General features: G+C 70.8%; 22 protein-coding genes and 1 pseudogene. 12 read left to right on the top strand and 11 right to left on the bottom strand.

Annotated elements, in window-relative coordinates:
• The 4 genes and pseudogenes from QQM39_RS17400 to QQM39_RS17415 all read right to left on the bottom strand — a co-directional run bounded on the left by QQM39_RS17400 (position 1) and on the right by QQM39_RS17415 (position 3,752).
• Complete coding sequence (locus tag QQM39_RS17400; RefSeq protein WP_301997752.1) at positions 1-969, bottom strand: complex I subunit 1 family protein; 969 nt, start codon at positions 967-969, stop codon at positions 1-3.
• Positions 966-2,683, bottom strand: a pseudogene (locus QQM39_RS17405) (NADH-quinone oxidoreductase subunit C). Before QQM39_RS17405 ends, QQM39_RS17400 begins: the two are co-directional and overlap by 4 nt.
• On the bottom strand, positions 2,680-3,339 hold the full coding sequence (locus QQM39_RS17410; RefSeq protein ID WP_301997754.1) for an NADH-quinone oxidoreductase subunit B: 660 nt from the start codon (positions 3,337-3,339) through the stop codon (positions 2,680-2,682). Before QQM39_RS17410 ends, QQM39_RS17405 begins: the two are co-directional and overlap by 4 nt.
• The gene (locus QQM39_RS17415) at positions 3,330-3,752 is read right to left on the bottom strand and encodes an NADH-quinone oxidoreductase subunit A (RefSeq protein WP_301997756.1); all 423 of its coding nucleotides are present in this window, start codon (positions 3,750-3,752) and stop codon (positions 3,330-3,332) included. Before QQM39_RS17415 ends, QQM39_RS17410 begins: the two co-directional genes overlap by 10 nt.
• 335 nt (positions 3,753-4,087) lie before the next feature.
• Between QQM39_RS17415 and QQM39_RS17420 the strand changes: the two genes are divergently transcribed.
• The 5 genes from QQM39_RS17420 (at position 4,088) to QQM39_RS17440 (ending at position 11,233) form a co-directional block, all read left to right on the top strand.
• Complete coding sequence (locus QQM39_RS17420; protein WP_301997757.1) at positions 4,088-5,290, top strand: sensor histidine kinase; 1,203 nt, start codon at positions 4,088-4,090, stop codon at positions 5,288-5,290.
• 149 nt (positions 5,291-5,439) lie between these two features.
• The gene (locus QQM39_RS17425; protein WP_301997758.1) at positions 5,440-6,804 is read left to right on the top strand and encodes a sensor histidine kinase; all 1,365 of its coding nucleotides are present in this window, start codon (positions 5,440-5,442) and stop codon (positions 6,802-6,804) included.
• A gap of 317 nt (positions 6,805-7,121) precedes the next feature.
• Positions 7,122-7,820: a response regulator transcription factor gene (locus tag QQM39_RS17430; protein ID WP_301997759.1), complete on the top strand. Its 699-nt coding sequence runs from the start codon at positions 7,122-7,124 to the stop codon at positions 7,818-7,820.
• 394 nt (positions 7,821-8,214) lie between these two features.
• Positions 8,215-10,143, top strand: a complete 1,929-nt coding sequence (locus QQM39_RS17435) for a 2-oxoacid:acceptor oxidoreductase subunit alpha (RefSeq protein ID WP_301997760.1) — start codon at positions 8,215-8,217, stop codon at positions 10,141-10,143.
• Positions 10,136-11,233, top strand: coding sequence for a 2-oxoacid:ferredoxin oxidoreductase subunit beta (locus QQM39_RS17440; protein WP_301997761.1), 1,098 nt, complete (start codon positions 10,136-10,138; stop codon positions 11,231-11,233). Before QQM39_RS17435 ends, QQM39_RS17440 begins: the two co-directional genes overlap by 8 nt.
• A gap of 58 nt (positions 11,234-11,291) precedes the next feature.
• Here QQM39_RS17440 and QQM39_RS17445 read toward each other — a convergent pair whose 3' ends face one another.
• Positions 11,292-11,675, bottom strand: coding sequence for a helix-turn-helix domain-containing protein (locus QQM39_RS17445; RefSeq protein ID WP_301997762.1), 384 nt, complete (start codon positions 11,673-11,675; stop codon positions 11,292-11,294).
• A gap of 87 nt (positions 11,676-11,762) precedes the next feature.
• On the opposite strand from QQM39_RS17445, the gene QQM39_RS17450 reads away from it, so the two are divergent.
• The 4 genes from QQM39_RS17450 (at position 11,763) to QQM39_RS17465 (ending at position 15,504) form a co-directional block, all read left to right on the top strand.
• Positions 11,763-12,617, top strand: a complete 855-nt coding sequence (locus QQM39_RS17450) for an SDR family oxidoreductase (RefSeq protein ID WP_301997763.1) — start codon at positions 11,763-11,765, stop codon at positions 12,615-12,617.
• A 167-nt stretch (positions 12,618-12,784) separates the two neighbouring features.
• Positions 12,785-13,738 carry an EamA family transporter RarD gene (gene rarD / locus QQM39_RS17455; RefSeq protein ID WP_301997764.1) on the top strand — a complete coding sequence of 318 codons (954 nt, stop codon included), beginning with the start codon at positions 12,785-12,787 and terminating at the stop codon, positions 13,736-13,738.
• A gap of 133 nt (positions 13,739-13,871) precedes the next feature.
• A complete protein-coding gene (locus QQM39_RS17460; RefSeq protein ID WP_301997765.1) occupies positions 13,872-14,348 on the top strand; it encodes a VOC family protein in 477 nt (158 codons plus the stop codon).
• A gap of 205 nt (positions 14,349-14,553) precedes the next feature.
• Complete coding sequence (locus tag QQM39_RS17465) at positions 14,554-15,504, top strand: M28 family metallopeptidase (RefSeq protein WP_301997766.1); 951 nt, start codon at positions 14,554-14,556, stop codon at positions 15,502-15,504.
• Between the two features lie 12 nt (positions 15,505-15,516).
• Here the strand turns inward: QQM39_RS17465 and QQM39_RS17470 are convergent, their stop codons facing one another.
• Positions 15,517-16,995, bottom strand: a complete 1,479-nt coding sequence (locus QQM39_RS17470; protein WP_301997767.1) for a tetratricopeptide repeat protein — start codon at positions 16,993-16,995, stop codon at positions 15,517-15,519.
• A 246-nt stretch (positions 16,996-17,241) separates the two neighbouring features.
• On the opposite strand from QQM39_RS17470, the gene QQM39_RS17475 reads away from it, so the two are divergent.
• The 3 genes from QQM39_RS17475 (at position 17,242) to QQM39_RS17485 (ending at position 19,843) form a co-directional block, all read left to right on the top strand.
• Positions 17,242-17,760 carry a DUF6668 family protein gene (locus QQM39_RS17475; protein WP_301997768.1) on the top strand — a complete coding sequence of 173 codons (519 nt, stop codon included), beginning with the start codon at positions 17,242-17,244 and terminating at the stop codon, positions 17,758-17,760.
• Between the two features lie 160 nt (positions 17,761-17,920).
• Positions 17,921-19,066: an amidase gene (locus tag QQM39_RS17480; protein ID WP_301997769.1), complete on the top strand. Its 1,146-nt coding sequence runs from the start codon at positions 17,921-17,923 to the stop codon at positions 19,064-19,066.
• 189 nt (positions 19,067-19,255) lie between these two features.
• Complete coding sequence (locus tag QQM39_RS17485) at positions 19,256-19,843, top strand: flavodoxin family protein (RefSeq protein ID WP_301997770.1); 588 nt, start codon at positions 19,256-19,258, stop codon at positions 19,841-19,843.
• 16 nt (positions 19,844-19,859) lie between these two features.
• Here the strand turns inward: QQM39_RS17485 and QQM39_RS17490 are convergent, their stop codons facing one another.
• The 5 genes from QQM39_RS17490 to QQM39_RS17510 form a co-directional block, all read right to left on the bottom strand.
• Positions 19,860-20,759 carry an ABC transporter permease gene (locus QQM39_RS17490; RefSeq protein WP_301997771.1) on the bottom strand — a complete coding sequence of 300 codons (900 nt, stop codon included), beginning with the start codon at positions 20,757-20,759 and terminating at the stop codon, positions 19,860-19,862.
• Positions 20,746-21,894: an ABC transporter ATP-binding protein gene (locus QQM39_RS17495; RefSeq protein ID WP_301997772.1), complete on the bottom strand. Its 1,149-nt coding sequence runs from the start codon at positions 21,892-21,894 to the stop codon at positions 20,746-20,748. The genes QQM39_RS17490 and QQM39_RS17495 overlap by 14 nt, the downstream gene beginning before the upstream one ends.
• A 107-nt stretch (positions 21,895-22,001) precedes the next feature.
• Positions 22,002-23,321, bottom strand: coding sequence for a DUF2092 domain-containing protein (locus QQM39_RS17500; protein WP_301997773.1), 1,320 nt, complete (start codon positions 23,319-23,321; stop codon positions 22,002-22,004).
• Between the two features lie 165 nt (positions 23,322-23,486).
• Complete coding sequence (locus QQM39_RS17505) at positions 23,487-23,717, bottom strand: hypothetical protein (protein WP_301997774.1); 231 nt, start codon at positions 23,715-23,717, stop codon at positions 23,487-23,489.
• A 273-nt stretch (positions 23,718-23,990) separates the two neighbouring features.
• Positions 23,991-25,001: a polyprenyl synthetase family protein gene (locus tag QQM39_RS17510; RefSeq protein WP_301997775.1), complete on the bottom strand. Its 1,011-nt coding sequence runs from the start codon at positions 24,999-25,001 to the stop codon at positions 23,991-23,993.
• Positions 25,002-25,074: the final 73 nt, after the last annotated feature.

A 25,074-nucleotide genomic window follows, 5' to 3' on the forward strand; every position in this document is an offset into this window, starting at 1 on the left:
TTAGTTGATCACCACCTTGACGATGCCGGTGAGGGCGATCTGGGCGAGGGAGAGAGGGACGAGGAGGGTCCAGGAGAGCTTCTGGAGCTGGTCCTCGCGCAGGCGGGGATAGGTGACGCGGAGCCAGATAACGATGAAGGCGAGGACGGCCGTCTTGAGCAGTGTCCAGACCCAGCCGAGGCCGTCGGCGCCCCAGGGGCCGTGCCAGCCGCCCAGGAAGAGGACGGTGGTCAGGCCGCACAGGACGACGATTCCGGCGTACTCGGCGAGGAGGAAGAGGGCGAAGCGCAGGCCGGTGTACTCGGTGTAGGCGCCGAAGATGATCTCCGAGTCGGCGACGGGCATGTCGAACGGCGGGCGCTGCAGCTCGGCCAGTCCGGCGACGAAGAAGACGATCGCGCCGACGATCTGCCAGGGCAGCCACCACCACTCGAAGGCGTCGAGGATGCCGGGGAGGGAGACCGTACCGGCCGCCATCGCGACGGAGGCGGCGGTCAGCAGCATCGGGAGTTCGTAGGCGAGGAGCTGGGCGGCGGTGCGCAGGCCGCCCAGGAGGGAGAACTTGTTGGCGGAGGCCCAGCCGGCCATGAGCGAGCCGAGGACGCCCACGCCCATGACCGCCAGGACGAAGAAGATGCCCGCGTCGATGACCTCGCCGACCGCGCCCTCGCCCGGGCCGATGGGGATGGCGAGGAGGACGAGCAGGTAGGGGAGGAGGGCCACTGCGGGGGCGAGCTGGAAGACACGGCGGTCCGCGCCCGCCGGGACGACGTCTTCCTTCTGCGCGAACTTCACGCCGTCGGCGACGAGCTGGGCCCAGCCGTGGAAGCCGCCGGCGTACATCGGGCCGAGGCGGCCCTGCATGTGGGCCATCACCTTGTGCTCGGTCTGGCCGATGATCAGGGGGAAGGTGAGGAAGACGACGAAGACGATCAGGAGTCGCAGGGTGACGTCGAGCGCGTCGTTCACTGCGGGCCTCCTGCGGGGTCTGTGCGGTCGTCGGTGGGGGCTTCGGAGTCGTCGGAGCGTTCGGGAGCCTCGGAGGCTTCGGGAGCTTCAGAGGCTTCGGGCGCTTTGGGGGTGGCTGCGGAGTCGGAGACGCCGGGCTTCGAGGCGGGAGCGGCACCGGTGGTTTGCTGACCTTCGGTGGCCTCTTGGCCGGACTCCGGGGCCGGGGCCTGGCGAGGAGTGACGGCCCGATCGGGAGTGACGGCCCGATCGGCTTTCGGCGCGTGCTCTGCGGTGGCGGCTTCGCCGGGCTCGGGCTGTTCCCTGGGCGCAGCGGGCTGCGGCTTCGGTGCCTCTGATGCATCGCCGTCACCCGAAGTGGCGAGCTTTGGCTTCGCCGCGGTCTCCGGCGCCGACTCGGCCTCGGTCTGCGGCTCAGGCTCGGCTCGTCGACTGGGTTCCGGCTCGTGGAAGGCCGGGCGGGCGTGGTGCCACGGGGCGTCGGGGCTGCGGGGGGCCGCGGGGGGCTTCGCGGGGGCCGGTGGGGTCGAGGGCGTAACGGCTTCGTCGGCGGCATTCGTCGACGGCGCGTCGGACGCCGCGGTGTCGGACGCCGTCACATCGGCCGCCGTCGCTTCGGACGCCGTCGGTTCGGACGCCGTCGGTTCGGACGCCGCCCGCTGGCTGGCGGAGCCCTGGAAGGAGCTGCGCGATCGGCGGGGGCCGGCGGGGGTGGTGCCCGTTCCCGGGCGCTGCGATGCCGAGCCTTCGCTCGCGCTGCGCGCACGCCGCGGTGCGGCCGGAGTACCTGACGTGGTCGGGGGCGTGTCATCGGCCGCCGAAGACGTGCCCGTCTCCTCCGCGGGCTCGGCTCCAGCAGCGGCCGCCTGGCCGGCCGAACCCTCCGCCGCCGTACGAGCACGCCGCGCCGCACCCGCCGCCGGAGCTTCACCAGTTGGAGCTCCAGCCGACGGAGCTGCAGCCGCCGTTGCTCCTCCAGCCGTTGCCCCAGCCGCCGACGTCTCCGCCTGGCCGGCCGAACCCTCCGCCGCCGTACGAGCACGCCGCGCCGGACGCTCTCCGGCCGCCCGTGCCGGGCGTTCCCCCGCCGCGCGTCCCGCCGCGCCCCTGGCCGGGCGGGCCGGGGCAGGGGGAGCTGGCCCTTCAGGGGCCCCCATTCGTTCGGGTCGGGGACGCCGGGGGGCAGCATCTGGCGGCGCTTCGGGCCGCCGTGTGCCGCACCCGCCGCAGGCTCCCCGGGCTCCTTGGCGCCGGGCCAGGCCTTGGCGACGCGGGCCGCCAGGACGAAGTCCTTGCGGAGGGGGTGGCCCTCGAAGTTGTCCGGGAGGAGGAGGTGGTCCAGGGCAGGGTGGTCGGTGAACGCCACGCCGAACATTTCGTGCGTCTCGCGTTCGTGCCAGGCCGCGCCCGCGTACACGCCGACCGCCGAGGACAGTGTCGGTGCCTCGTGCGGGACCGTCGTACGGACCAGCAGGCGTCGTACCGGAGACAGGGCGGCGACGTGGGCCGCGACGCGGAAGCCCGTGCCCGGTTCGTCGACCGCGCTCAGCCAGTCGAAGTAGGTGCAGCCCAGTTCGTCGCGGGCCGCCTCCAGCGCGGCGATCCAGGAGGCGGGGGGCACGTCGACCGTCAGGACCTCGTACGACTCCTCGGCCGTGGCCTCGGGGCCGAACAGGTCCTCGACGGGGGCGGGCAGCCAGCCGATCGTCGTCATCGGTGGGCCTCCCCCGCGCCACCACCAGTACCGCTACCGCCGGTACCGCCACCACCCGCTCCCGGCGCACCCGGCGCCCTGACCAGCCCGCTCTGCAGCGCCGCGGTGGACGGCCCCGCCGTCCCACCGCCGTACCGCTCCCCCAGCGACTCCCGCGCGATCTTCTCCTGGAGCTTCAGGATCCCCTGGAGCAGCGCCTCCGGGCGCGGCGGGCACCCGGGGACGTACACGTCCACCGGGATGATCTGGTCGACGCCCTTGGTGACGGAGTAGGAGTCCCAGTACGGGCCACCGCAGTTGGAGCAGGCCCCGAAGGAGATGACGTACTTCGGCTCGGGCATCTGTTCGTACAGGCGCTTCACGGCCGGGGCCATCTTGTCCGTGACCGTGCCGGAGACGACCATCAGGTCGGCCTGGCGCGGGCCGGGCGCGAACGGGATCACGCCGAGGCGGATGAAGTCGTGGCGGGCCATCGACGCGGCGATGAACTCGATCGCGCAGCAGGCGAGACCGAAGTTGAAGACCCAGAGCGAGTAGCGGCGTCCCCAGTTCAGGATCACCTTCATCGGCTCCGGGGCGAGGCGGGCGAGCGCGCCCAGCCGCTTCGGCTCCGGCAGCAGGACCGGCTGCCCCTCGGTGTCTGGCGTCACGTCCATGCCAGGACGCCCTTCTTGTATGCGTAGAGCAGGCCCACGGCCAGGAAGCCGAGGAAGATGAACATCTCGACGAGCGTGGTCGCGCCGTAGCCCGGGTCGGCGAAGACCGTGGCCCAGGGGAACAGGAAGATCGAGTCGATGGCGAAGATCACGTAGAGGAAGGCGTAGACGTAGTAGCGGACCTGGGTGTGGGCCCAGCCCTCGCCGACGGGGTCGACGCCGCACTCGTACGTCAGGAGCTTCTCGGGCGTCGGGACCACGGGGCGCAGCAGGCGGCCCGCCCCGAAGGCGACGGCGACGAACAGCACGCCGACGGCCGCCAGCAGTCCGACGACCGAGTAGGACTGGAAGTAGTCCGCCGAGACGACGACGTAATGCGCATCCGCCGCGACGACGACGGTCTGTTCCGACACGTCCGCCCCTCGCTCCCTGACCTCGTGACCTCGTGACCGGTATCCAGGACCGGTCCCGGAACCAGAACCCGAACCAGTCCCTGGAACCAGTGTCCCGCTGCTTGTGATCTCGTGAACACCGCTGTTCGACGATCTGTACGCACGGGAGTCTAGGCCCTGCTAAAGACACCGTAAGCAGCCCGTCACGCCTTGAGATCCCCTTGAGATGCGACGGCCCGGCGCCGGCCGGTCACGCGGCCCGATGCCCCGCCGGGTCGCGGGGTGGGGATTTCCCCCCTGGGCGGGGGCGGTCCGCCTCATGGCGCCGGGGCGCGCGGCGCGGCACGCTAGCCCATATGACCGAACGCCCCAGCCCTTCGCGGGACGCCTCCGGGTGGTCCGACAGCGAGCAGCCGCCGCTGCCGCCCGCCCGTTTCGCCTACGACCGGCACACCTGGAAGGAGATCGCGCACCTCCTGGCGAACCTTCCGATGTCGCTGCTCGGCTTCACCTACGTCGTGACGGTGCTGTTCACCGGTGCCTTGCTGACCGTGACGGTGATCGGGTTCCCCGTCCTCGCTGCCGGGCTGATCGGCGCGCGGCAGTTGGGCAAGCTGGAGCGGGCACGCGCGCGTGCTTTGCTCGGGGTGCGGGTGGACGAGCCGAGTCCGCTGCCGTTGCGCGGCGGCAAGAACGGCTTCTTCCCGCAGCTGTGGCTGGCGCTGAAGGACCCGGTGGGCTGGCGCACGATCCTGTACGACTTCATCCGCCTGCCCTGGGGCATCCTCACCTTCACCACCACCCTGACCTCGCTGTTCGTGCTGTGGCCGGTGCTGCCGTTCATCGCGCGGGGTCTGGCGAACGCGGACCGGGCGATGGTGCGCGGCCTGCTGTCGCCCTCCGACGAGCTGGAGCGCCGTATCGCCGAACTGGAGTCGGATAGGGGCGTCGTCGTCGACCACGCCGCCGCCGATCTGCGCCGCATCGAGCGCGACCTGCACGACGGCGCGCAGGCCCGCCTGGTCAACCTGGCCATGGGCCTGGGCCTGGCCAAGGAGAAGCTGCTGGAGGATCCCGACTCGGCGGCGGCGATGGTCGCGGAGGCGCACGGCGAGGTGAAGCTAGCGCTGCAGGAACTGCGCGATCTGGCGCGCGGCATCCATCCGGCCGTACTGACGGACCGCGGCCTGGACGCCGCCCTGTCGGCCGTGGCCTCGCGCTGCACGGTGCCGGTGAAGGTGACCGTCGACCTGCTGTCCAGACCGGCCGCGGCCATCGAGGGCATCGCCTACTTCACCGTCTCCGAGCTGCTGCAGAACATCAGCAAGCACAGCGGGGCGAAGTCGGCGTCGGTGGACGTGTGGCGGTCGGAGGACCGGCTGCTGATCCAGGTCTGGGACGACGGCCGCGGGGGCGCGCGCCTCGACGGAGGTACGGGCATGCGCGGGCTCGCCGACCGGATGAACGCGGTGGACGGTCTGTTCGTCATCGACTCACCGCCGGGCGGCCCCACGACGGTGACGGCGGAACTGCCCTGGCGGGACCGCGTCCCCGGGTAGGGCTGAGCGCCGGGCCGGGGTAGGGAAAACCCCCCGTTCGAGACGCCGACGGCCTCCATGGTCCGCCGACCTGCGGTCGAGCAGGGTGGAGATACGACGGCACAGCCCCGGCGGCGGGGCTGACGGGACGAGGAGAACGGACGACGCCGATGGCCACGGAGTACGGACAGGGCTACGGGCACGGGCTCGGTTACGCCGAGAGCGGCCTTCCCGAGCACGGCGGCGAGCGACGGCACCGGCTGCCGGCCGGACTGCGGGCACCGTTCGAGGCACGCAGCTGGCGCGAGTTCGGGTACGTGCTGCTGAGCCTGCCGATCAGCATCGTGCTGTTCGTGTACGCCATCACGATGGTGTCGCTGGGCGCGGGCCTGCTGGTGACGTTCCTCGGCATCCCGGTGCTGGCGGCGGGCCTGGCCGGCTGCCGTGGCTTCGGCGCGCTGGAGCGGGCACGCGCGCGTGCGCTGCTGGACCTGGACGTGGCCGACCCGGAGCCGCTGCGGATGCGCCGGAGCGGCTTCATGGCCTGGATGGGCGCCGTACTGAAGAGCGGGACGTCGTGGCGGAGCGTGCTGTACGCGCTGCTGCACTTCCCGTGGGCGGTGTTCTCCTTCGTCGTCGCCCTGAACGTGTGGGCGTACGGCTGGGGGCTGCTGACGTATCCGCTGTGGTTCTGGGTCTTCCCGGTGTGGGCCGGTCAGGACGGCCTTCAGCTGTACGGCGACGAGACCCACCACCTCTACCTCGACAACCCCTTCGAGATCACGGTCACCGCACTGGTGGGGCTGCTGTTCACGCTCGCGACTCCGTGGATCGTGCGGGCGCTGACCATGGTGGACCGGCTGCTGGTGCACGGCCTGCTCGGGCCGTCGCGGCTGGCCACGCGCGTGGTGGAACTGGAGTCGGACCGAGGTGTCGTGGTCGATACGGCCGCTGCCGACCTGCGGCGCATCGAGCGCGACCTGCACGACGGGGCCCAGGCTCGCCTGGTGGCCCTGGCCATGGATCTGGGCCTGGCGAAGGAGAAGCTGACGGAGGACCCGCAGGCGGCGGCACGGATGGTGGACGAGGCGCACGGCGAGGTGAAGACGGCGCTTCAGGAGCTGCGCGATCTGGCACGCGGGATCCATCCGGCCGTCCTGACCGACCGAGGGCTGGACGCGGCCCTGTCGGCGGTGGCCTCGCGCTGCACGGTGCCGGTGGAGGTCCAGGTCGACCTCGAGGAGCGACCGGTGCCGGCGATCGAGGGGATCGCGTACTTCACGGTGTCGGAGCTGCTGCAGAACATCAGCAAGCATGCGCGGGCCACGTGGGCGGCGGTGGATGTGTGGCGGGTGGAGAACCGGCTGATGTTGCAGGTCGTGGACAACGGCGTCGGCGGCGCGAGCGCCTCCAGCGGCTCGGGGTTGGCGGGGCTGACCGAGCGGCTGGACGCGGTGGACGGGATCCTGGTGGTCGACTCACCGGTGGGCGGGCCCACCCGGGTCACGGCGGAGCTGCCTTGGCGGACGGTGTAGCCCGGCCGCGGAAGCGTCTCAGCGGCTCGCCCCTGATCTGCCTTGTACGGGTGGATCAGGGGCGACTGCGCTGCGGTCCCCCTTCCGCACCTCTGGGCCCACACGGCCCCACACCTCCTGGGCCCACACTCCCTGGGCCAGGGCGCCCGGCCCCTCCGGAATGCCAAGCGCTCCCGAGCATGCGCCTCGAAGCGCCTCCTTCGTGCCCGCGCGATTCGAACGCGGTCGAGCGGGTTTTCCACAGGCCCGGTGGCGAAGAGTCGATCGCGGGATACTGAGGTCGCGAGGGACGACAGGGCCGGGGCACGCTCGGCCGAATGCCAAGGCTCGGGGGGCCGGGGATCGTGGAGGACAGGGTGCGGGTGGTCATCGCCGAGGACTCGGTGCTGCTCAGGGAGGGGCTGACCCGGCTGTTGACCGACCGTGGGCACGAGGTCGTGGCGGGGGTGGGCGACGGCGAGGCGCTGATCAAGACCATCACGGAGCTGGACGGACAGGGCGAGCTGCCGGACGTGGTGGTCGCCGACGTGCGGATGCCGCCGACGCACACCGACGAAGGGGTGCGGGCGGCCGTGCAGCTGCGGAAGGCACACCCCGGACTTGGGGTACTCGTGCTGTCGCAGTACGTGGAGGAGCGGTACGCCACGGAGCTGCTGGCCGGTTCCAGCCGTGGAGTCGGCTATCTGCTCAAGGACCGGGTGGCGGAGGTTCGGGAGTTCGTGGACGCGGTCGTACGGGTGGCCCAAGGGGGTACGGCCCTCGATCCGGAGGTCGTCGCCCAGTTGCTGGGCCGCAGCCGTAAGCAGGACGTGCTCGCGGGGCTCACCCCGCGGGAGCGGGAGGTCCTGGGGCTGATGGCCGAGGGGCGGACCAACTCCGCGATCGCCCGGCAGCTGGTGGTGAGCGACGGCGCCGTCGAGAAGCACGTCAGCAACATCTTCCTCAAGCTCGGGCTGTCCCCGAGCGACGGGGATCACCGGCGCGTTCTCGCGGTTCTCACCTATCTGAACTCCTGACGGCCTGACACCGTGTCAGTCAAGTGGGGGACCGCTCGGGTGACCGTCGTCGGTGGCCTTCGGCGGTGACCCCTGGGGATGACTACTGCGGGTGACCACCATGGGTGCCCACTGTCGACGACCGTCGCGGGCGATCACTCCCGCGGCCTCAGCAGAGCAGCCGCGTACGTGGCAACCGAACGCGGCAACCGAACAAAGTACAGGGAGCGTCTTCAGAGGAAGCGTCGGGGGGGGGCGTGTAAATCATGACAAGTCAGGGTGGCGAACCGTCTCAAATCGATGTCCGTCATGCGAATGGCCCGGGGAGGGCGACCTTTGCGGACGTAGGGTTGATCCTGGGAAGGCTTGCGGGAAGGCCATGCCCGGACACCCGCATCAAGGGAGGTCAAGTTCAGTGACCAGCCAGGTCAGTAGCCCAGCGGAGCAGGCCGACGAAGCCGTCGTGGGAGAGCAGCGCAAACCGGCAGGGACGAAGGATGTCCGCCGGCTGGACCGGGTGATCATTCGTTTCGCGGGGGACTCGGGCGACGGTATGCAGCTCACCGGCGACCGCTTCACCTCGGAAACGGCGTCCTTCGGCAACGACCTGTCGACACTGCCGAACTTCCCGGCGGAGATCCGCGCCCCCGCCGGCACCCTGCCGGGCGTGTCCTCCTTCCAGCTGCACTTCGCCGACCACGACATCCTCACCCCGGGCGACGCACCGAACGTGCTGGTCGCGATGAACCCGGCGGCCCTGAAGGCCAACATCGGCGATCTGCCGCGCGGCGCGGAGATCATCGTCAACACGGACGAGTTCACCAGACGGGCGATGCAGAAGGTGGGCTACGACGCCTCGCCTCTGGAGGACGGGTCGCTGGACGGCTACAGCCTCCATCCGGTGCCGCTGACGACGCTGACGGTGGAGGCGCTGAAGGAGTTCGCCCTCACCCGCAAGGAGGCCGAGCGCAGCAAGAACATGTTCGCGCTGGGCCTGCTGTCGTGGATGTACCACCGGCCCACCGAGGGCACCGAGAAGTTCCTGAAGTCGAAGTTCGCCAAGAAACCCGACATCGCGGCCGCCAACATCGCCGCCTTCCGCGCGGGCTGGAACTTCGGCGAGACGACCGAGGACTTCGCCGTCTCCTACGAGATCGCCCCGGCGACGACCGCCTTCCCGGTCGGCACCTACCGGAACATCTCCGGGAACCTCGCCCTGTCCTACGGACTGGTCGCCGCGTCCCGCCAGGCGGACCTGCCGCTGTTCCTGGGCTCGTACCCGATCACCCCGGCCTCGGACATCCTGCATGAGCTGAGCCGGCACAAGAACTTCGGTGTACGGACCTTCCAGGCCGAGGACGAGATCGCCGGCATCGGCGCGGCACTGGGGGCGGCCTTCGGCGGCTCGCTGGCGGTGACCACCACCTCCGGACCCGGTGTGGCCCTGAAGTCCGAGACCATCGGGCTGGCCGTCTCGCTGGAGCTGCCGCTGCTGGTGATCGACATCCAGCGCGGCGGGCCCTCGACCGGCCTGCCGACCAAGACCGAGCAGGCGGACCTGCTCCAGGCGATGTTCGGCCGCAACGGCGAGGCGCCGGTGCCGATCGTCGCCCCGTGCACGCCGGCCGACTGCTTCGACGCGGCCCTGGAGGCGGCGCGGATCGCGCTGACGTACCGCACTCCGGTGATGCTGCTGTCGGACGGCTATCTGGCCAACGGCTCGGAGCCCTGGCGGATCCCGGAGCTGGACGAGCTGCCGGATCTGACCGTGCAGTTCGCGCAGGGGCCGAACCACACCCTGGAGGACGGCAGCGAGGTCTTCTGGCCGTACAAGCGCGACCCGCAGACCCTCGCCCGGCCGTGGGCGATCCCGGGCACGCCGGGTCTGGAGCACCGGATCGGCGGCATCGAGAAGGAGGACGGCACGGGCAACATCTCCTACGCCCCGGCCAACCACGACTTCATGGTCCGCACCCGCCAGGCCAAGATCGACGGCATCGACGTCCCGGACCTTGAGGTGGACGACCCGCACGAGGCGAAGACGCTGGTGCTGGGGTGGGGGTCGACGTACGGCCCGATCACCGCGGCGGTCCGCCGCCTGCGCACCGCGGGCGAGTCGATCGCGCAGGCGCATCTGCGCCACCTGAACCCGTTCCCGCGCAACCTGGGCGTGGTACTCGGACGCTACGAGAAGGTGGTGATCCCCGAGATGAACCTCGGCCAGCTCGCCACCCTGGTCCGGGCGAAGTACCTGGTGGACGCCCACTCGTACAACCAGGTCAACGGCATGCCGTTCAAGGCGGAACAGCTCGCCAAGGCGCTCAAGGAGGCCATCGATGGCTGAGACGTCCACGGAAGGCACGGGCACGATCGAGGCGCTCTCGCTCGTCCCCAAGGCCGAGGCACGCCAGTCCATGAAGGACTTCAAGTCCGATCAGGAAGTGCGCTGGTGCCCCGGTTGCGGTGACTACGCGATCCTCGCCGCGGTCCAGGGCTTCATGCCGGAGCTGGGCCTGGCCAAGGAGAACATCGTCTTCGTCTCGGGCATCGGCTGTTCGTCCCGCTTCCCGTACTACATGAACACGTACGGCATGCACTCCATCCACGGCCGCGCCCCCGCGATCGCGACGGGCTTGGCGACGTCGCGGCGCGACCTGAGCGTGTGGGTGGTGACCGGTGACGGCGACGCGCTGTCGATCGGGGGCAACCACCTGATCCACGCGCTGCGGCGCAACGTCAACCTCAAGATCCTGCTGTTCAACAACCGGATCTACGGCCTGACGAAGGGCCAGTACTCGCCCACCTCCGAGGTCGGCAAGATCACCAAGTCGACGCCGATGGGCTCCCTGGACGCGCCCTTCAACCCGGTGTCGCTGGCGATCGGCGCGGAGGCGTCCTTCGCGGCGCGCACGGTGGACTCCGACCGCAAGCACCTGACCCAGGTCCTGCGCGAGGCGTCCGCCCACCAGGGGACGGCGCTGATCGAGATCTACCAGAACTGCAACATCTTCAACGACGGCGCCTTCGAGGCCCTCAAGACTGCATCCAATTCAAAGACGGGGCAGCAGGCGGAGGAGGCGGTAATCCGGCTGGAGCACGGGCAGCCGATCCGCTTCGGCACGGACGGGGCGCGCGGCGTCGTACGGGATGCGCAGACCGGTGACCTGAAGGTCGTCACCGTGACGCCGGAGAACGAGTCGCAGATCCTGATCCACGACGCCCACTCCACGTCCCCGACCACGGCCTTCGCCCTCTCCCGCCTGGCCGACCCGGACACCCTGCACCACACACCGATCGGCGTGTTCCGCTCGGTGGAGCGCCCGGTGTACGACACCCAGATGTCCGACCAGCTGGACACGGCGATCGAGCAGAACGGCAAGGGGGATCTGGCGGCGCTGCTGGCGGGTGGGGACACCTGGACAGTGGTGGGCTGACCGGCGCGTTCGGAACGCGGTTGAGGGCCCGGTGCCGTACGGCACCGGGCCCTCACCTTCAGGTACGGGATTCGGCCTTGCGCATGTCGTACGCCTCGCGCGCCTTCTGCACCTCCCCCATCCGCTCACTGGTCCACAGCGCCAGCCCCCGTACCTGCTGCGCCGCCTCGCGGCCCAGGTCGGTCAGGGAGTAGTCGACCCTCGGAGGGATCACCGGCTTCGCGTCGCGGTGGACCAGGCCGTCGCGTTCCAGGGTCTGGAGGGTCTGGGTGAGCATCTTCTCGCTGACCCGGCCGATCGCGCGGCGCAGTTCGCCGAAGCGGTAGGGGCGTTCCAGGAGTTCGATCAGGACGAGGACGCCCCAGCGGCTGGTGACGTGCTCCAGGACCAGGCGGTAGGGGCACATCTCCTCACCGTTGCTCACACCGTTACTTACTGCCATGCCAGTACCTTACTTCAAAGTGGGTACTTTCGCTAAGTTAGCGCCTCCCGTAGGGTTAGTGCCAACGCACCCCACAAGGAGTTCTTCATGAGCATCGTCGTCACCGGAGCCACCGGGAACCTGGGCCGCCACGTCGTGGAGCAGCTACTGGAGAAGGTTCCGGCCGACCAGGTCACCGCCGTCGTCCGCAGCCCCGAGAAGGCCGCCGACCTGGCCGAGCGCGGCGTGAAGATCGCGGTCGCCGACTACAACACCCCCGACACCTTCGGCACGCTGTTCGCGGCCGGCGACAAGGTCCTGCTCATATCCGGCAGCGAGGTCGGCAACGACCGCGTCGGCCAGCACCAGGTCGTCATCAACGCCGCCAAGACCGCCGGCGTCGCACTCCTCGCCTACACCAGCGCCCCCGGCAGCCTCACGGCCGCGCTCGCCGACGACCACCGCGGCACCGAGAAGGCGCTCCTGGCGTCCGGCCTGCCGTACGTGCTGCTGCGCAACGGCTGGTACCACGAGAACTACACCGAGAACCTCGCCCCGGTCCTTCAGTACAACGCCGTCACCCACGCCGCCGGCGAGGGTCGCGTCTCCTCCGCCTCCCGAGCCGACTACGCGGCCGCCGCCGTGGCCGTACTGACCGGCGAGGGGCACGAGAACAAGACGTACGAGCTGGGCGGCGACGTCGCTTGGAGCTTCGCCGAGTACGCCGCCGAGCTGAGCCGGCAGAGCGGCCAGGAGATCGCCAACAACGCCGTCTCCGCCGAGGACCTCGTCGGCATCCTGACCGGCGCCGGGCTGCCCGAGCCGCTCCCCGCGATCCTGGCCGGTGTGGACACCAGCATCGAGAAGGGCGAGCTGGTCGTCGACAGCGGGGACCTGTCCCGCCTGGCCGGCCGTCCGACCACGCCCATCGCCGACGCGATCGCGGCCGCGGTCAAGGGCTGAGCTCCACCGGGAGCACCCTGCGCGCTCCGCCCCGCGCACCTCGCGCACTCCACCCCCGCCTGTCATGACCGTATAGCGATACGGGCATGACACGCGGGGGCGTTCGGCGTTACCTTCGTGCGAGCCGTCGTAAGAGCACGGCCGGGTGAGGGCATGAAGGAGGGGCCGTGACGGGGAAGTCGGGCGGTGAGCGGCACATAGGAGTGCTGAACGGCTTCGCGGCGTACGGGATGTGGGGGCTCGTTCCCCTCTTCTGGCCCCTGCTGAAGCCCGCCGGAGCGGTCGAGATCCTCGCCCACCGGATGGCCTGGTCCCTCGTCTTCGTGGCGATCGCGCTGGTCTTCGTGCGGCGCTGGGCCTGGGCGGGTGAGCTGATACGGCAACCGCGGCGACTGGCGCTCGTCGCCGTGGCCGCAGGCGTGATCACCGTCAACTGGGGCCTCTACATCTGGTCCGTGAACACGGGCCATGTCGTCGAGGCCTCCCTCGGGTACTTCATCAATCCGCTCGTCACCATCGCGATCGGCGTGCTGCTGCTGAAGGAGCGGCTGCGGCCGGTGCAGTGGGCGGCGGTCGGGGTCGGCTTCGCGGCCGTGGTCGTGCTGACCGTCGGGTACGGGCGGCCCCCGTGGATCTCTCTCGTCCTCGCCTTCTCCTTCGCCACGTACGGGCTGGTGAAGAAGAAGGTCAATCTCGGCGGGGTCGAGTCGCTGGCCGCGGAGACCGCGATCCAGTTCCTGCCCGCCGTGGCGTATCTGGCGTGGCTGACGGTGCGCGGGGAGTCGACGTTCACGTCGCAGGGGCCCGGGCATGTGGCGCTGCTCGCGGCCACCGGCATCGTCACCGCGCTGCCGCTCGTCTGCTTCGGCGCGGCCGCGATACGGGTGCCGTTGTCGACGCTGGGGCTGCTGCAGTACCTGGCGCCGGTCTTCCAGTTCCTGCTCGGCATCCTGTACTTCCACGAGGCGATGCCGGCCGAGCGGTGGGCCGGGTTCGCGCTGGTGTGGCTGGCGTTGACGTTGCTCACGGCGGACGCGTGGCGCGCGGCGCGGCGCTTGCGGGCCGCCGAGGTCAAAGTGCCGCGGGTTGAGAAGCCGACGTCCGCTGCGGTGGACGCTTGATCTGGGGGCTGCCGCCCCCAGACCCCCGCTTCGGCCCTGAACGGGCCTCGTCCTCAAACGCCGGACGGGCTGATATGTACCAACCGGCGTTTCCCCGTTGCGGCCCCCTCCCCCACCCCATATGAGTGGTCCCATGACTCAGGCACCCGGCACCACACCACCCCCCCTCCACTGGAAGCTCGTCATCGACTCCGCCAACCCCCAGTCGCAGGCCGACTTCTGGGCCGCAGCGCTGCACTACGAGGTCGAGGACAACAACGCCCTCATCGAGCGGCTGCTGGAGCTCGGCGCGGTGCCGCGGGAGGCCGTCGTCGAGTTCCACGCCCGCCTGGCCTTCCGGGATCTGGTGGCCGTACGGCATCCGGACGACCCCTACGACCCGGACAGCGGAACCGGGCGGGGGCGGCGGCTGCTGTTCCAGCGCGTGCCGGAGGCGAAGACCGTCAAGAACCGGCTCCATCTCGATCTGCACGCGCCGGCCGGGGAGCGGGAGCGGGAGGTCGAACGGCTGGAGGCGCTGGGAGCTAGCGTGCTGCGGCAGGTGAAGGAGCCGGGCGGGGAGTGGGTGGTGATGGCGGATCCGGAGGGGAACGAGTTCTGCGTGCAGTGACTGGGGACAGCGACTGGGGGCAGGGACTGGGGGGCAGTGAATGCGTGCAGTGACAGGCACGCAGGGTTTTCCCTATGCGAACTCCGCGTCCGAATAGAACTCTTGACGGAGAGTCAGGCTCACCCCCACCATCCAGGCACCCCATTCACTGTGGATCCCCTGTGGCCACCCCACGGGGGTCCCCCTGGAATTCGGAGCCCCCCACATGAAGCTCCCCGTCTCCTGGCGCGCGTCGGCGGCCGCCGCAGTCGCGACCGCCACGCTCCTGACCAGCGGATCCATAGCCGACGCAGCGACCGAGGCCGACGTCGAGGCCGCCGCCGCACCCGACATACCCGTCGCGAACGTCAAGGCCCACCTCACCCAGTTCCAGTCCATCGCCACCGCCAATGGCGGCAACCGCGCCCACGGCCGCCCCGGCTACAAGGCCTCCCTCGACTATGTGAAGGCCAAGCTGGACGCCGCCGGATACACCACGGCCATCCAGCAGTTCACGTCGTCCGGCCGTACCGGCTACAACCTGATCGCCGACTGGCCCGGCGGCGACACCAACCAGGTCGTCATGGCCGGCTCGCACCTCGACAGCGTCTCCTCCGGCCCCGGCATCAACGACAACGGATCCGGCTCGGCGGCCGTCCTGGAGACCGCGCTCGCCGTGTCACGGGCCGGCCACCAGCCCACCAAGCATCTGCGGTTCGCCTGGTGGGGAGCGGAGGAGCTGGGGCTCGTCGGCTCCCGCTACTACGTCAACAACCTCTCCGCCGCCAACCGCGCGAAGATCAGCGGCTATCTGAACTTCGACATGATCGGCTCGCCGAACCCCGGCTACTTCGTCTACGACGACGACCCCGCGATCGAGAAGACCTTCAAGGACTACTACGCCGGCCTCGGTGTCCCGACCGAGATCGAGACCGAGGGCGACGGCCGCTCCGACCACGCGCCGTTCAAGAGCGCGGGCGTGCCGGTGGGCGGGCTGTTCACGGGGGCGAGCCGTACGAAGACCGCGGCGCAGGCGGCCAAGTGGGGCGGTACGTCGGGGCAGGCCTTCGACCGCTGCTACCACTCGTCCTGCGACACCACGTCCAACATCAACGACACCGCCCTCGACCGGAACAGCGACGCCGTCGCGCACGCGGTGTGGGAGCTGTCCGAGTAGCACACGACATCGTCAACTGGCGGGCGGCTCGGCCGACTTGGCGGCTCGGGCGGTGAGGCGGTCCATGCGGGCGCGGGCCGACTCCAGCTCCTCGATGTCCTCGGCGGCCGGACCGCCCTCGGCTGTGAGCTCGGTCCACAGGCCGAGCAGATCCCGGCCCAGGCCGAGCCCCTGCGCGGGATCCCGCACGGCCCGCCAGGCCGTGGCCGCGCCCTGGAGACTGCTGTACGCCGCCTCCGCGTCGCGGGTGTGGTGGTGGGCCCGGGCCACGGCCAGGGAGAGGCCGAACGCGTGCACCGGGTCGCCGGCCAGGTAGGCGGCGTACGCGGCGAGTTCGCGCATCCGGAGCACCTCGGCATGCGCCGATCCCAGCACCGCGGACGCCTCCGCCACGGTCCGCTCCGCAAGCTCCGCAGCCTCCGCCGTCCGCCCCGCCGCCACGGCCTCGTTGATCCGCGCCAACGGTTCCGCGAAGGGCGAGTCGTCGGCGGTGGTGGGCGCCCCGTCACCAAGGACGGCTTCGGCGACGGCGTCGAAGCCGCGGGGTGGGGTGGGCTTGGGGTCGGGGTCGGGGTGGGAGACGAAGATGGGCTCGGGTTCGTCGGCTTGCGGTACGACGGTGGGTGGTACGGCGGTTCGCGGCGGGTCGGTCTGCGGTACTGCGGTTCGCGGCGGGTCGGTCTGCGGTACTGCGGTTCGCGGCGGGTCGGTCTGCGGTACTGCGGTTCGCGGCGGGTCGGTCTGCGGTACTGCGGTTCGCGGCGGGTCGGTCTGCGGTACGGCGGTTCGCGGCGGGTCGGTCTGCGGTACGGCGGTTCGCGGCGGGTCGGTCTGCGGTACGGCGGTCGGCAGCGGCCTCGCGTCCATCAGGGGCGGTGGGCCGAACTCCCCCAGCGGCGGCACGACCGCGCCGGGCACGGCGTCCCGCACCGGCTCGGGCAGCGCGCGCAACCGGAACGTGGGCGAGGCGTCCTGCACAGCGCTTGGCAGGGGGCGTAGGACATGCGTGGGTTTGTCCCGGTACGGTGTCGCGCCCGGGGCGGGTGGCGCGGACGAGACGGAGGGCGCGGAGGGCGCGGGCGGCTCCGCAGGCAGCCGTACGGCATCTCCCGGCGCCGTAGGCTCCCCAGGCGCTCCAGGCGCTCCTGGCGCTCCCTGAACCCCGGGCGGAGCCGTCCGTACGGGCTCGGCGGTGAAGTGGCTGGATCCGTCCGCGTCCACCCGCAGCGGGACGACGTAACCGATGCGCTCGTCGTGGACCGTGGCGTGCACGGCGTGTCCGGCAGCGAGGGCGATGCGCTGGAGGTGGGTGAGGACGGCCTGCTGGATCTCCTGGCCCGGGGCCGCGGTGACGGGGGTGCCGCCGATCGACGCGCCGCCGGCGCCCGGACCGACGGCGGGGACGCGCACGTCGATCGGCGCTGCCGCTGGGGCCGCCGAGGCCGCGGCGCGTTTCTGTTCCCGCTTCTTCGCGCGGCTCAGTAGAGACATCGCTTCCCTGACGTCGAGGTCCGGCCGTCCGGCCGGACACGTACTTCGGACACGTCCTGCATGTCGTACACGTCATACACGTCGTGCACGTCGTGCACGTCGTGCACGTACTGTCGAGTCTCTCCGGCCGCGCGCGGCGCGGACGTCACCGTGGCGTCACAGACTCGTTCCAGGAGCTTGTGCCACGTCACAGCGTTCTCATGCCGGACGCGAAGATCAGTGGCGTGACGAGGGAGGAGTGCGGGCATGCGGACTGACATGCACGTGCAGCAGGGGCGGCCGGAACCGGGGCCGGAGATCTGGATCCGCGGGCCCGTGGCCCTGCCGGAAGAATCGCCGCCGCCCTCCCCTTCCGCCACCGCGCCCCGCCGCTTTTCCTGGATCGGCACGCACGGCGGGGCGGGTGTCTCCACGCTCGCCGCGGTGTACGGCGGTCACGACTGCGGGCGTGCCTGGCCCGGGCCCGCAGATCCGCCGTCGGTGCTGCTGGTCGCCCGTACACATGCGGCCGGGCTGGCCGCCGCCCTGAACGCCCTTGGGGTCTTCCGGCGCGGTGAGGCTCCGCACGGGATCGATCTCGATGCCGTCGTTCTCGTCGCGGACGCGCCGGGGCGGCTTCCGCGGCCGCTCACCGAGCGCGTCAAGGTGATCGAATCGGTCATCGACGTGTACCGGGTGCCATGGGTGCCCGCGTGGCGGCTCGGCCACCTGAGCGGAGAGCCGCCTCGGGAGACCGCGGCGTTGGCACGGCTGAACGGGCGCTGACCAGGCACTGACCGCGCGCCGACCGGGCGCTTCCGCCGAGTGCGGCCTGACTGACAATCACCCCATGACACCCGCCACCGGCTCCGTCCCTGATCCCGGCTCCGTCCCTGATTCCGGCTCCGTCCCTGATTCCGGGCCCGGGACTCTCCCTCCGTCCGCCGTGGATATCGCCTCAGCCGTCCGCTCGCGGACCCTGCGTGCCGTCGATGTCGTCACGTCGGCGCTCGAACGGATCGAGCGGGCCGATCCCGTCCTGTGCGCCTTCATCGAGGTGTGGGGCGAAGAGGCGCTTCAGCGGGCCTGCGAGGTGGACACACGAGTCGGCGCGGGTGAGCGGCTGCCGTTGGCCGGCGTGCCGATCGGGGTCAAGGGGCGGCATGGGCTGCGTGCGGCGGGTCCGCTGCTCGCGGCGGGGTGCGTGGCGGTGGGGGCGACATCCGTGCCGGGGCCGGGAACTCCCTGGCAGACCTGGGGACTTGGCCGGTACGGCCGTACGGTCAACCCTTGGCGGTACGACCGCACGCCGGGCGGCTCCTCCGCCGGTTCCGCGGCGGCGGTGGCGGCAGGGCTGGTTCCGCTTGCGACCGGGAGCGACGGGGCCGGGTCGGTGCGGATTCCGGCGGCGTGGTGCGGGGTCGTCGGGCTGAAGGCAGGCAACGGGCGGTTGCCGTCGACCGACCGTACGGGGCTCATGGCGCCGGGGGTGCTGGCGCGGTCCGCGGAGGATGCGGCGGCGTACTGGGCAGTCGTGTCGGGGGCAGACCGGGCAGCGGCGCCGGGGGACGGGACGGACACGGACGGGGTGCCCGGCGAGTACGACGCCCCGACCGCCGTATGGTCCCCCGACCTCGGCTTCGACTCCCCCGACCCGGACGTCGTCGCCGTCGCCCACTCCGCGGCCGTACGGCTCGCCGAGGCCGGTGCGATACGACTCGTGCGCCCACCGACTCGGCTCCGCCTCGACGACCCTGCCCCCGCATGGCTCACCCTGCGAACCCCGGGCGCCGACCTGGCACCGGCCCACCGTATCCGGGCCGCGAACGACAGACGCCTGGCCGCCCTCTTCTCCGGCGTGCGGCTGCTGTTGACGCCGACCGCCCCGACCCCGCCGCACGGCCACGAAGGCCCCGGCGAGCGGTACTCCACCGCGCTCACCTGGGCGTTCAACGTGAGCGGGCATCCGGCGATCAGCATCCCGGCGGGGTTCGGGCCCGACGGGTGTCCGGTCGGGCTGCAGGTGGTGGCCACGCATGGGCAGGAGGGGGCACTGCTGGATGTGGCGCGGGCGGCGGAGACGTGCGACTGAGTCGGCGGGCCCTGGAGAGGAGACGGCGGGCCCTGGGCAGGATGCAGCGCCCCCTGGACAGGAGGCAGCGACCCCTGGACAGGGGACAGCGACCCCTGGACAGGGGACAGCGGCCCCTGGACATATACCTGCGTGCGCATATAATGCACGTGCGAGTAATTGCCGCACGCCGACCATCTGGGGGATCTCATGACCCGCCGTTTCCTGTTCGTCCTGGGCAGCAGCCGCAGCGAGGGCAACACCGAGCTCCTGGCCCGCGCGGCCGCCGAGCAGTTGCCGGAGAACGTCGAGCAGCAGTGGATCAGTCTCGCCGAGCACCCGCTGCCGGACTTCGTGGACCTTCGGCGCGACAGCGACCATGTGCGCCCTGCCGCAGGGAGCACTCCCGCACTGCTGCTCGACGCCACGCTCGCCGCCACCGACATCGTGATCGCCTCGCCGTTGTACTGGTACTCGGTGTCCGGTTTCACCAAGCGCTACCTGGACTACTGGTCGGGCTGGCTGCGCACCCCCGGCATCGACTTCAAGGCGACGCTGGCCGGGCGCGCCCTGTGGGGCGTCACCGCGCTCGCACACCCGGAGACCGAGGTGGCCGACCCACTCGTCGGCACGCTCAACAACTCGGCCGCGTACCTGGGGATGCGCTTCGGCGGGGTCCTGTTCGGCAACGGCAGCAGGCGTGGCGACGTACTGAACGACACGGAGGCACTGGCACGCGCCAAGACGTTCTTCGCACAGGAGGCGCCGCTCGCCCGCTTCCCGTACGAGGCCGACTGAGCGTCGCCGGCGTCGCTCAGGCCGTGATGTCCTTCGCCGTGAACCGCGCCCACGCCGCCGAGCCGAACACCCCGGCGTACAGGGCCTGGATGCCGAGGTTCTTGACCAGGTCGTCCCAGTAGACGGGGTCGCGCATGAGGTCGGCGAAGGACAGCCAGTAGTGGGAGAAGAAGTACGGCTGGATCGCGTGCAGTTGGGGTATCTGGTCGAGGATCTGGACGGTGATCAGCAGGCCGACGGTCGTCGCCATCGCCGCGATGCCGCTGCTGGTCAGCGTCGAGACGAACAGGCCGAGGGCCGCCACGCCTATGAGTGACGCGGCGACGACCAGGGCGATCAGCAGGGCGCGGCCCAGGCCCTCGGCGAAGCTGATCCGGGTGCCGGAGATGGTCGTCAGGTCGCCGAGCGGGAAGAGCAGCGCCCCGACCGCGAGTGCCGAGACCGCGACCACGAGGGTGGCCACCAGGCAGAAGGCCATCGTGGTCGCGTACTTGGTGAGGAGCAGGCGCGAGCGTCCGGCGGGGGCGACGAGGAGATAGCGCAGGGTGCCGGCGTTGGCCTCGCCCGCTATCGCGTCGCCCGCGATGACGCCGATCGCCATCGGCAGGAAGAACGGGAGCGTCGCGGCCAGTGCGGTGAAGACCAGGAACAGGCCGTTGTTGGTGATCTGCGAGATGAACGCCGGACCGCCGCCACCCCCGCCGGGGCCGCCGGGCCCGCCGTCGCTCGTCTCGATCTTCACGGCGATCCCGACCAGGATCGGCACGGCGGCCAGTACGGCGAGCAGCGCGAGGGTGCGCCAGCGCCGGAACGTGGTGAGCAGTTCGCTGCGCAGGAGGCCGAAGGTCCACAGCGGACTGACTTTTCGGGCGCCTGCGATCGCGCCGCCCTGCCGGACGACTTCAGCCTGCGACATCGAACCCCTCCCCCGTGAGTGCCACGAACGCGTCCTCCAGGGAGGCCCGTTCGACACCGAAGCCACGCACCCGCACTCCGGCGGTCACCAACGCCGCGTTGACGTCGGCGAGATCACGGTCCGGAGGTTCGGCGGTCACCCGGTCGTCGGTGATGACGACGTCTCCGGCCCCCTGCTCCTTCAGGACCCGGGCCGCGTCCCCGGTGTCGGGCGTGGTCACGACGAGCCGGCCGCCGCGCATCCCGGCCGCCAGCTCCGCCACCGCGCCCTGGGTGATCAGCCGGCCCTGCGCCATCACCGCCGCGTGCGTACAGACCTGCTCGATCTCGTCGAGGAGGTGGGAGGAGAGGAAGACGGTCGTGCCGTCGGACGCCAACTCCCTTATCAGGGAACGTATTTCACGCATCCCCTGGGGGTCGAGACCGTTGGTCGGCTCGTCCAGGACGAGCAGCCTGCGCGGCTGGAGCAGCGCGGCCGCGAGCCCCAGCCGCTGCTTCATGCCGAGCGAGTACGCCTTGGCCTTCTTGCCCGCGGCGGCCGTCAGGCCCACCCGGTCCAGCGCGGCGGCGACGCGGGCGCGCCGGGTGCGCGGATCGGCGGTCGGGTCGGCGGCGTCGTAGCGGAGGAGGTTGTCGCGGCCGGAGAGGAAGCCGTACAGGGCGGGCCCCTCGATGAGCGCGCCGACGTGCGGCAGTACGGCGCGCGCGGACCGGGGCATGGGCTGCCCGAGCACGCGCGCGGTACCGGAGGTGGGCTCGATGAGCCCCATCAGCATGCGGATGGTGGTGGTCTTGCCGGAGCCGTTCGGGCCGAGGAACCCGAAGACGCTGCCCGCCGGGACGGTCAGATCGAGACCGTCCACGGCGAGTTGCCCACCGCGGTAGCGCTTGGTGAGCGCACGGGTGGCGATCACCGTACCGACGTCGTCGACCTGGTCACCCTGGTCCACTTGGTCAGCCGGAGCGGCCTGCTCGACCCGATCGCCCTGGTCGGCCCGAGCGACCGGCTCAGCCCGATCGCCCAGGTCGGCCTGCTCGACCCGGTTGGGCCGGTTGGGCCGGTTGGGCCGGTTGGGCCGGTTGACCCGGCCTGCCTGATCCACCCCGTCGGCTTCCGCGGCGGGCAGTTCCTCCATGGGCTCCTCAGGCTCCTCGACTCGTGGTGCGCATACGGGCACGGATATGTGCGTACGTGGGTCGTGCGTACGTGCGCGTACGTGCCCATACGGCAGTTGCTTACGTCTTACTTCGCCGAGTCGGCCGCCTTCACGAGCGCGTCCTTGTCGACCGCGCCCACGTAGATCTTGCCGTCGTCCGTGATCAGGGCGTTGATCAGGCGGGTCTTGAAGACCGTCCCCGAGCCGAACTTCCCGGTGACCTTGTCGCCCAGGGAGTCGAGGAAGCCGCCCATGTCGCCGCCGACCTCGGCGCCGGAGGGGATGCCCTCGCCGCCGGTGTCGAAGACGGCCACGGAGTTCCAGCCCTCGCCTATGACCTCGGGACCACCCTCGGCCGACTTGCTCGACTTACCCGACCTGCCCGACTTGCCCTCGGACTTCGAGCCACCGAACTCCTTCTCGAGCTCCTTGCGGAACTCGTCCTCGGACTTGGTGCCGCCGTGCTCCGGAGCGGCCTTTTCCAGCTCGCCCTGCTCGGTGACCTTCGCGCCCTTGGGCGGGGTGAAGTCGAACGTGGAGGCCGCCGGCTTGGCGAAGCTGACCTGGGTGAAGCCCGCGTCGATCACTGCCGCGCCGCCGCTGGACGGGGTCAGCGTGAACTTCAGCGGCATGCCGGTCTTGGCATCCACGGCCACGGTGATGGCGCCGACGGTGGTCCCGGACTGCTTCGGCTTGATGAGCAGCCGGTACGCGTCCCGGCCGGCGACCTGCGCGGTGCCGTCGACGGTGACGGACGTGGTGTCGTCCACCGCCTTGAGGGCTTCCTCGGTGAGGTCCTTGGGAGTGGCGGGCACCTCGTCGGGCGTGCCCTGCTCGCCCTTCCCCTTGTCCTTCCCCTGGCCCTTCCCGGCCTGCGGCTCATCGGCGGTGCCGTGGAAGACCTCGTTCGACTTGCTGTCGTAGCCCCAGATGTCCTTGCCGTTGTGGATGAGGCTGTACTCGGAGGCGTTCTCCAGCAGGGAGAGCTTCTGCTTGTCCTCGCCGTCGAGGGCGACGCGCAGCGTGTGCGTGCCGGACGCCAGCTCGGTGAGCTTGGCGGACGGGTCGGCGGACGATCCGTCGCCCGAGCCCGAGCCCATGGCGCCGGACGCGAGGCTCGACTCCAGGCCGCCGAGGTCGGGCAGGCCCAGATCGGTGGTGATCTTGAAGGTGCCGGACAGCTGCTGTACGTCCGACTGGGCGATCCTCTCGATGAGTTGCTGCGCGGTGATCTCCGGCAGGTCCGGGTCGCCGGAGTCGGCGATCGCCGGGACGAGCCCGATGGTCGCCGCCGCGACTCCCACGACCACGACCGGGACGACGTACCGCGCGGCCTTGCGCCGTCCGGCGCGCAGGTCGTCGACCTCCCCGGCGGTCGTACTGTCGTCCGATGCGTACGGTGCCATGTGTGCCTTACCTCCGTCGTCGGCGGCGGCTGCCCGTCCCGTTTCCTCGCCCGCGAGTCTCTCGACCCCGCACTCGTCCACCCCTGAGCCGCCATTCTCACCCGAATCGGTGAGGAGTGGTGATTTCCGTGGTGTCCATCTGACCAAATCGGCCAGGGAGATTCGTCAACCTTCGGAGCCAACTCCGGGTACACCTGCGGTATGACGCAGGGGGACGGCGCCTCCCCCGACCCGTAGGGGTTGCCCGAGGAAGACGCCGTTGTGCGTACCGGAGTTGGGGGCGACGAAGGAGCGCGCGACACGGCCGCCGAGTACGGCGCTGAGGTCCCGCTGGGCGAAGGCGTAGAACGAATTCGGCTCGGCCTTCAGGGCGTTGAGGAGGGCGTGGCCCTTCACGGTGCCGGTGCCGGTGAGGCTGTGCCCCGACAGCGGTGACGATCAGGCTCTTTCAGAGCGGAGGCGATCTCACTTCGGACCCAGTCCAGCTCTGCGAGCTGCCTCACAGGACTTTCCGACGCCGGTTCAGGCATTTCAGCCCGTCCGGCGTTTGAGGACGAGGCCCGTTCAGGGCCGGAGCGGGGTCTGGGGGCCGCAGGCCCCCAGGAACCGGGGTCGAAGGGGCAGCGCCCCCGGAGGATGGGACGGGTAGGGGCGGCGGGGGCGAAAAACCTACCCGGCCCGATGCACCACCGCGTCGCACAACTCCATCAACGCAGCCTTGGCATCAATATCCGCCAGCGGCGCCAACGCAGCCCGCGCATCCTCCGCATACCGCACCGTGTCCCGCCGAGCCTGCTCCAACGCCGGATGCGCCCGAAGCGCGGCCAAAGCCTCCGCAAGCCGCCCGTCGTCGCTCAGATCGGAGTCCAGCAACTCGCACAACGCGATGTCCTCCGCCAGCCCCAACCGCTCGGCCCGCTCCCGCAACCGCAGCACCGGCAGCGTAGGAATCCCCTCCCGGAGATCCGTCCCCGGCGTCTTCCCGGACTCATGGGAGTCACTGGCGATGTCCAGGACGTCATCAGCCAGCTGGAAGGCAACCCCCAGCCGCTCCCCGTACTGGGTCAGCACATCGACCACCGTCTCGTCGGCGCCCGACATCATCGCCCCGAACCGGCACGAGACCGCCACCAGCGACCCGGTCTTCCCGCCCAGCACATCGAGGTAGTGCTCCACGGGATCCCGCCCGTCCTGCGGCCCCGCAGTCTCCAGGATCTGCCCGGTGACCAGCCGCTCGAACGCCTCGGCCTGCACCCGCACCGCCTCGGGCCCGAGGTCGGCGAGGATGTGCGAGGCGCGCGCGAACAGGAAGTCCCCGGTCAGCACGGCGACGGAGTTCCCCCAGCGGGTGTTCGCGCTCTCGACGCCCCGCCGTACCGCCGCCTCGTCCATCACGTCGTCGTGGTACAGCGTCGCCAGATGGGTCAGCTCCACCACCACCGCCGAGGGCACGACCCCCGGCGCATACGGGTCCCCGAACTGGGCAGCGAGCATCACAAGCAGCGGCCGGAACCGCTTTCCGCCCGCCCGCACCAGATGCTGGGCGGCCTCGGTGATGAAGGGGACCTCACTCTTGGTGGCTTCGAGCAATCCCTCCTCGACAGCCGCCAATCCGGCCTGGACATCGGCTTCCAGAGCCTGGTCCCGCACGCTCAGCCCGAACGGCCCGACGACGGTCACGAGGGGTCTCCTGTCTGCTGGTGTCTTCTGGCGGTTACACGGTTTGTCGATAGGTCGCTGCCATCACTCAAGT

Origin of the sequence: Streptomyces sp. DT2A-34 (assembly GCF_030499515.1) — a bacterium.
In the GTDB taxonomy this organism is placed as follows: domain Bacteria; phylum Actinomycetota; class Actinomycetes; order Streptomycetales; family Streptomycetaceae; genus Streptomyces.

Coding starts and splice junctions, on each gene's coding strand:
- QQM39_RS17460 (WP_301997765.1), top strand. CDS start 13,872: ATGACTCAGGCACCCGGCACCACACCACCCCCCCTCCACTGGAAGCTC.
- QQM39_RS17445 (WP_301997762.1), bottom strand. CDS start 11,675: ATGGCAGTAAGTAACGGTGTGAGCAACGGTGAGGAGATGTGCCCCTAC.
- QQM39_RS17440 (WP_301997761.1), top strand. CDS start 10,136: ATGGCTGAGACGTCCACGGAAGGCACGGGCACGATCGAGGCGCTCTCG.
- QQM39_RS17485 (WP_301997770.1), top strand. CDS start 19,256: ATGACCCGCCGTTTCCTGTTCGTCCTGGGCAGCAGCCGCAGCGAGGGC.
- QQM39_RS17500 (WP_301997773.1), bottom strand. CDS start 23,321: ATGGCACCGTACGCATCGGACGACAGTACGACCGCCGGGGAGGTCGAC.
- QQM39_RS17420 (WP_301997757.1), top strand. CDS start 4,088: ATGACCGAACGCCCCAGCCCTTCGCGGGACGCCTCCGGGTGGTCCGAC.
- QQM39_RS17425 (WP_301997758.1), top strand. CDS start 5,440: ATGGCCACGGAGTACGGACAGGGCTACGGGCACGGGCTCGGTTACGCC.
- QQM39_RS17430 (WP_301997759.1), top strand. CDS start 7,122: ATGCCAAGGCTCGGGGGGCCGGGGATCGTGGAGGACAGGGTGCGGGTG.
- QQM39_RS17450 (WP_301997763.1), top strand. CDS start 11,763: ATGAGCATCGTCGTCACCGGAGCCACCGGGAACCTGGGCCGCCACGTC.
- QQM39_RS17490 (WP_301997771.1), bottom strand. CDS start 20,759: ATGTCGCAGGCTGAAGTCGTCCGGCAGGGCGGCGCGATCGCAGGCGCC.
- QQM39_RS17495 (WP_301997772.1), bottom strand. CDS start 21,894: ATGGAGGAACTGCCCGCCGCGGAAGCCGACGGGGTGGATCAGGCAGGC.
- QQM39_RS17470 (WP_301997767.1), bottom strand. CDS start 16,995: ATGTCTCTACTGAGCCGCGCGAAGAAGCGGGAACAGAAACGCGCCGCG.
- QQM39_RS17410 (WP_301997754.1), bottom strand. CDS start 3,339: ATGGACGTGACGCCAGACACCGAGGGGCAGCCGGTCCTGCTGCCGGAG.
- QQM39_RS17475 (WP_301997768.1), top strand. CDS start 17,242: ATGCGGACTGACATGCACGTGCAGCAGGGGCGGCCGGAACCGGGGCCG.
- QQM39_RS17465 (WP_301997766.1), top strand. CDS start 14,554: ATGAAGCTCCCCGTCTCCTGGCGCGCGTCGGCGGCCGCCGCAGTCGCG.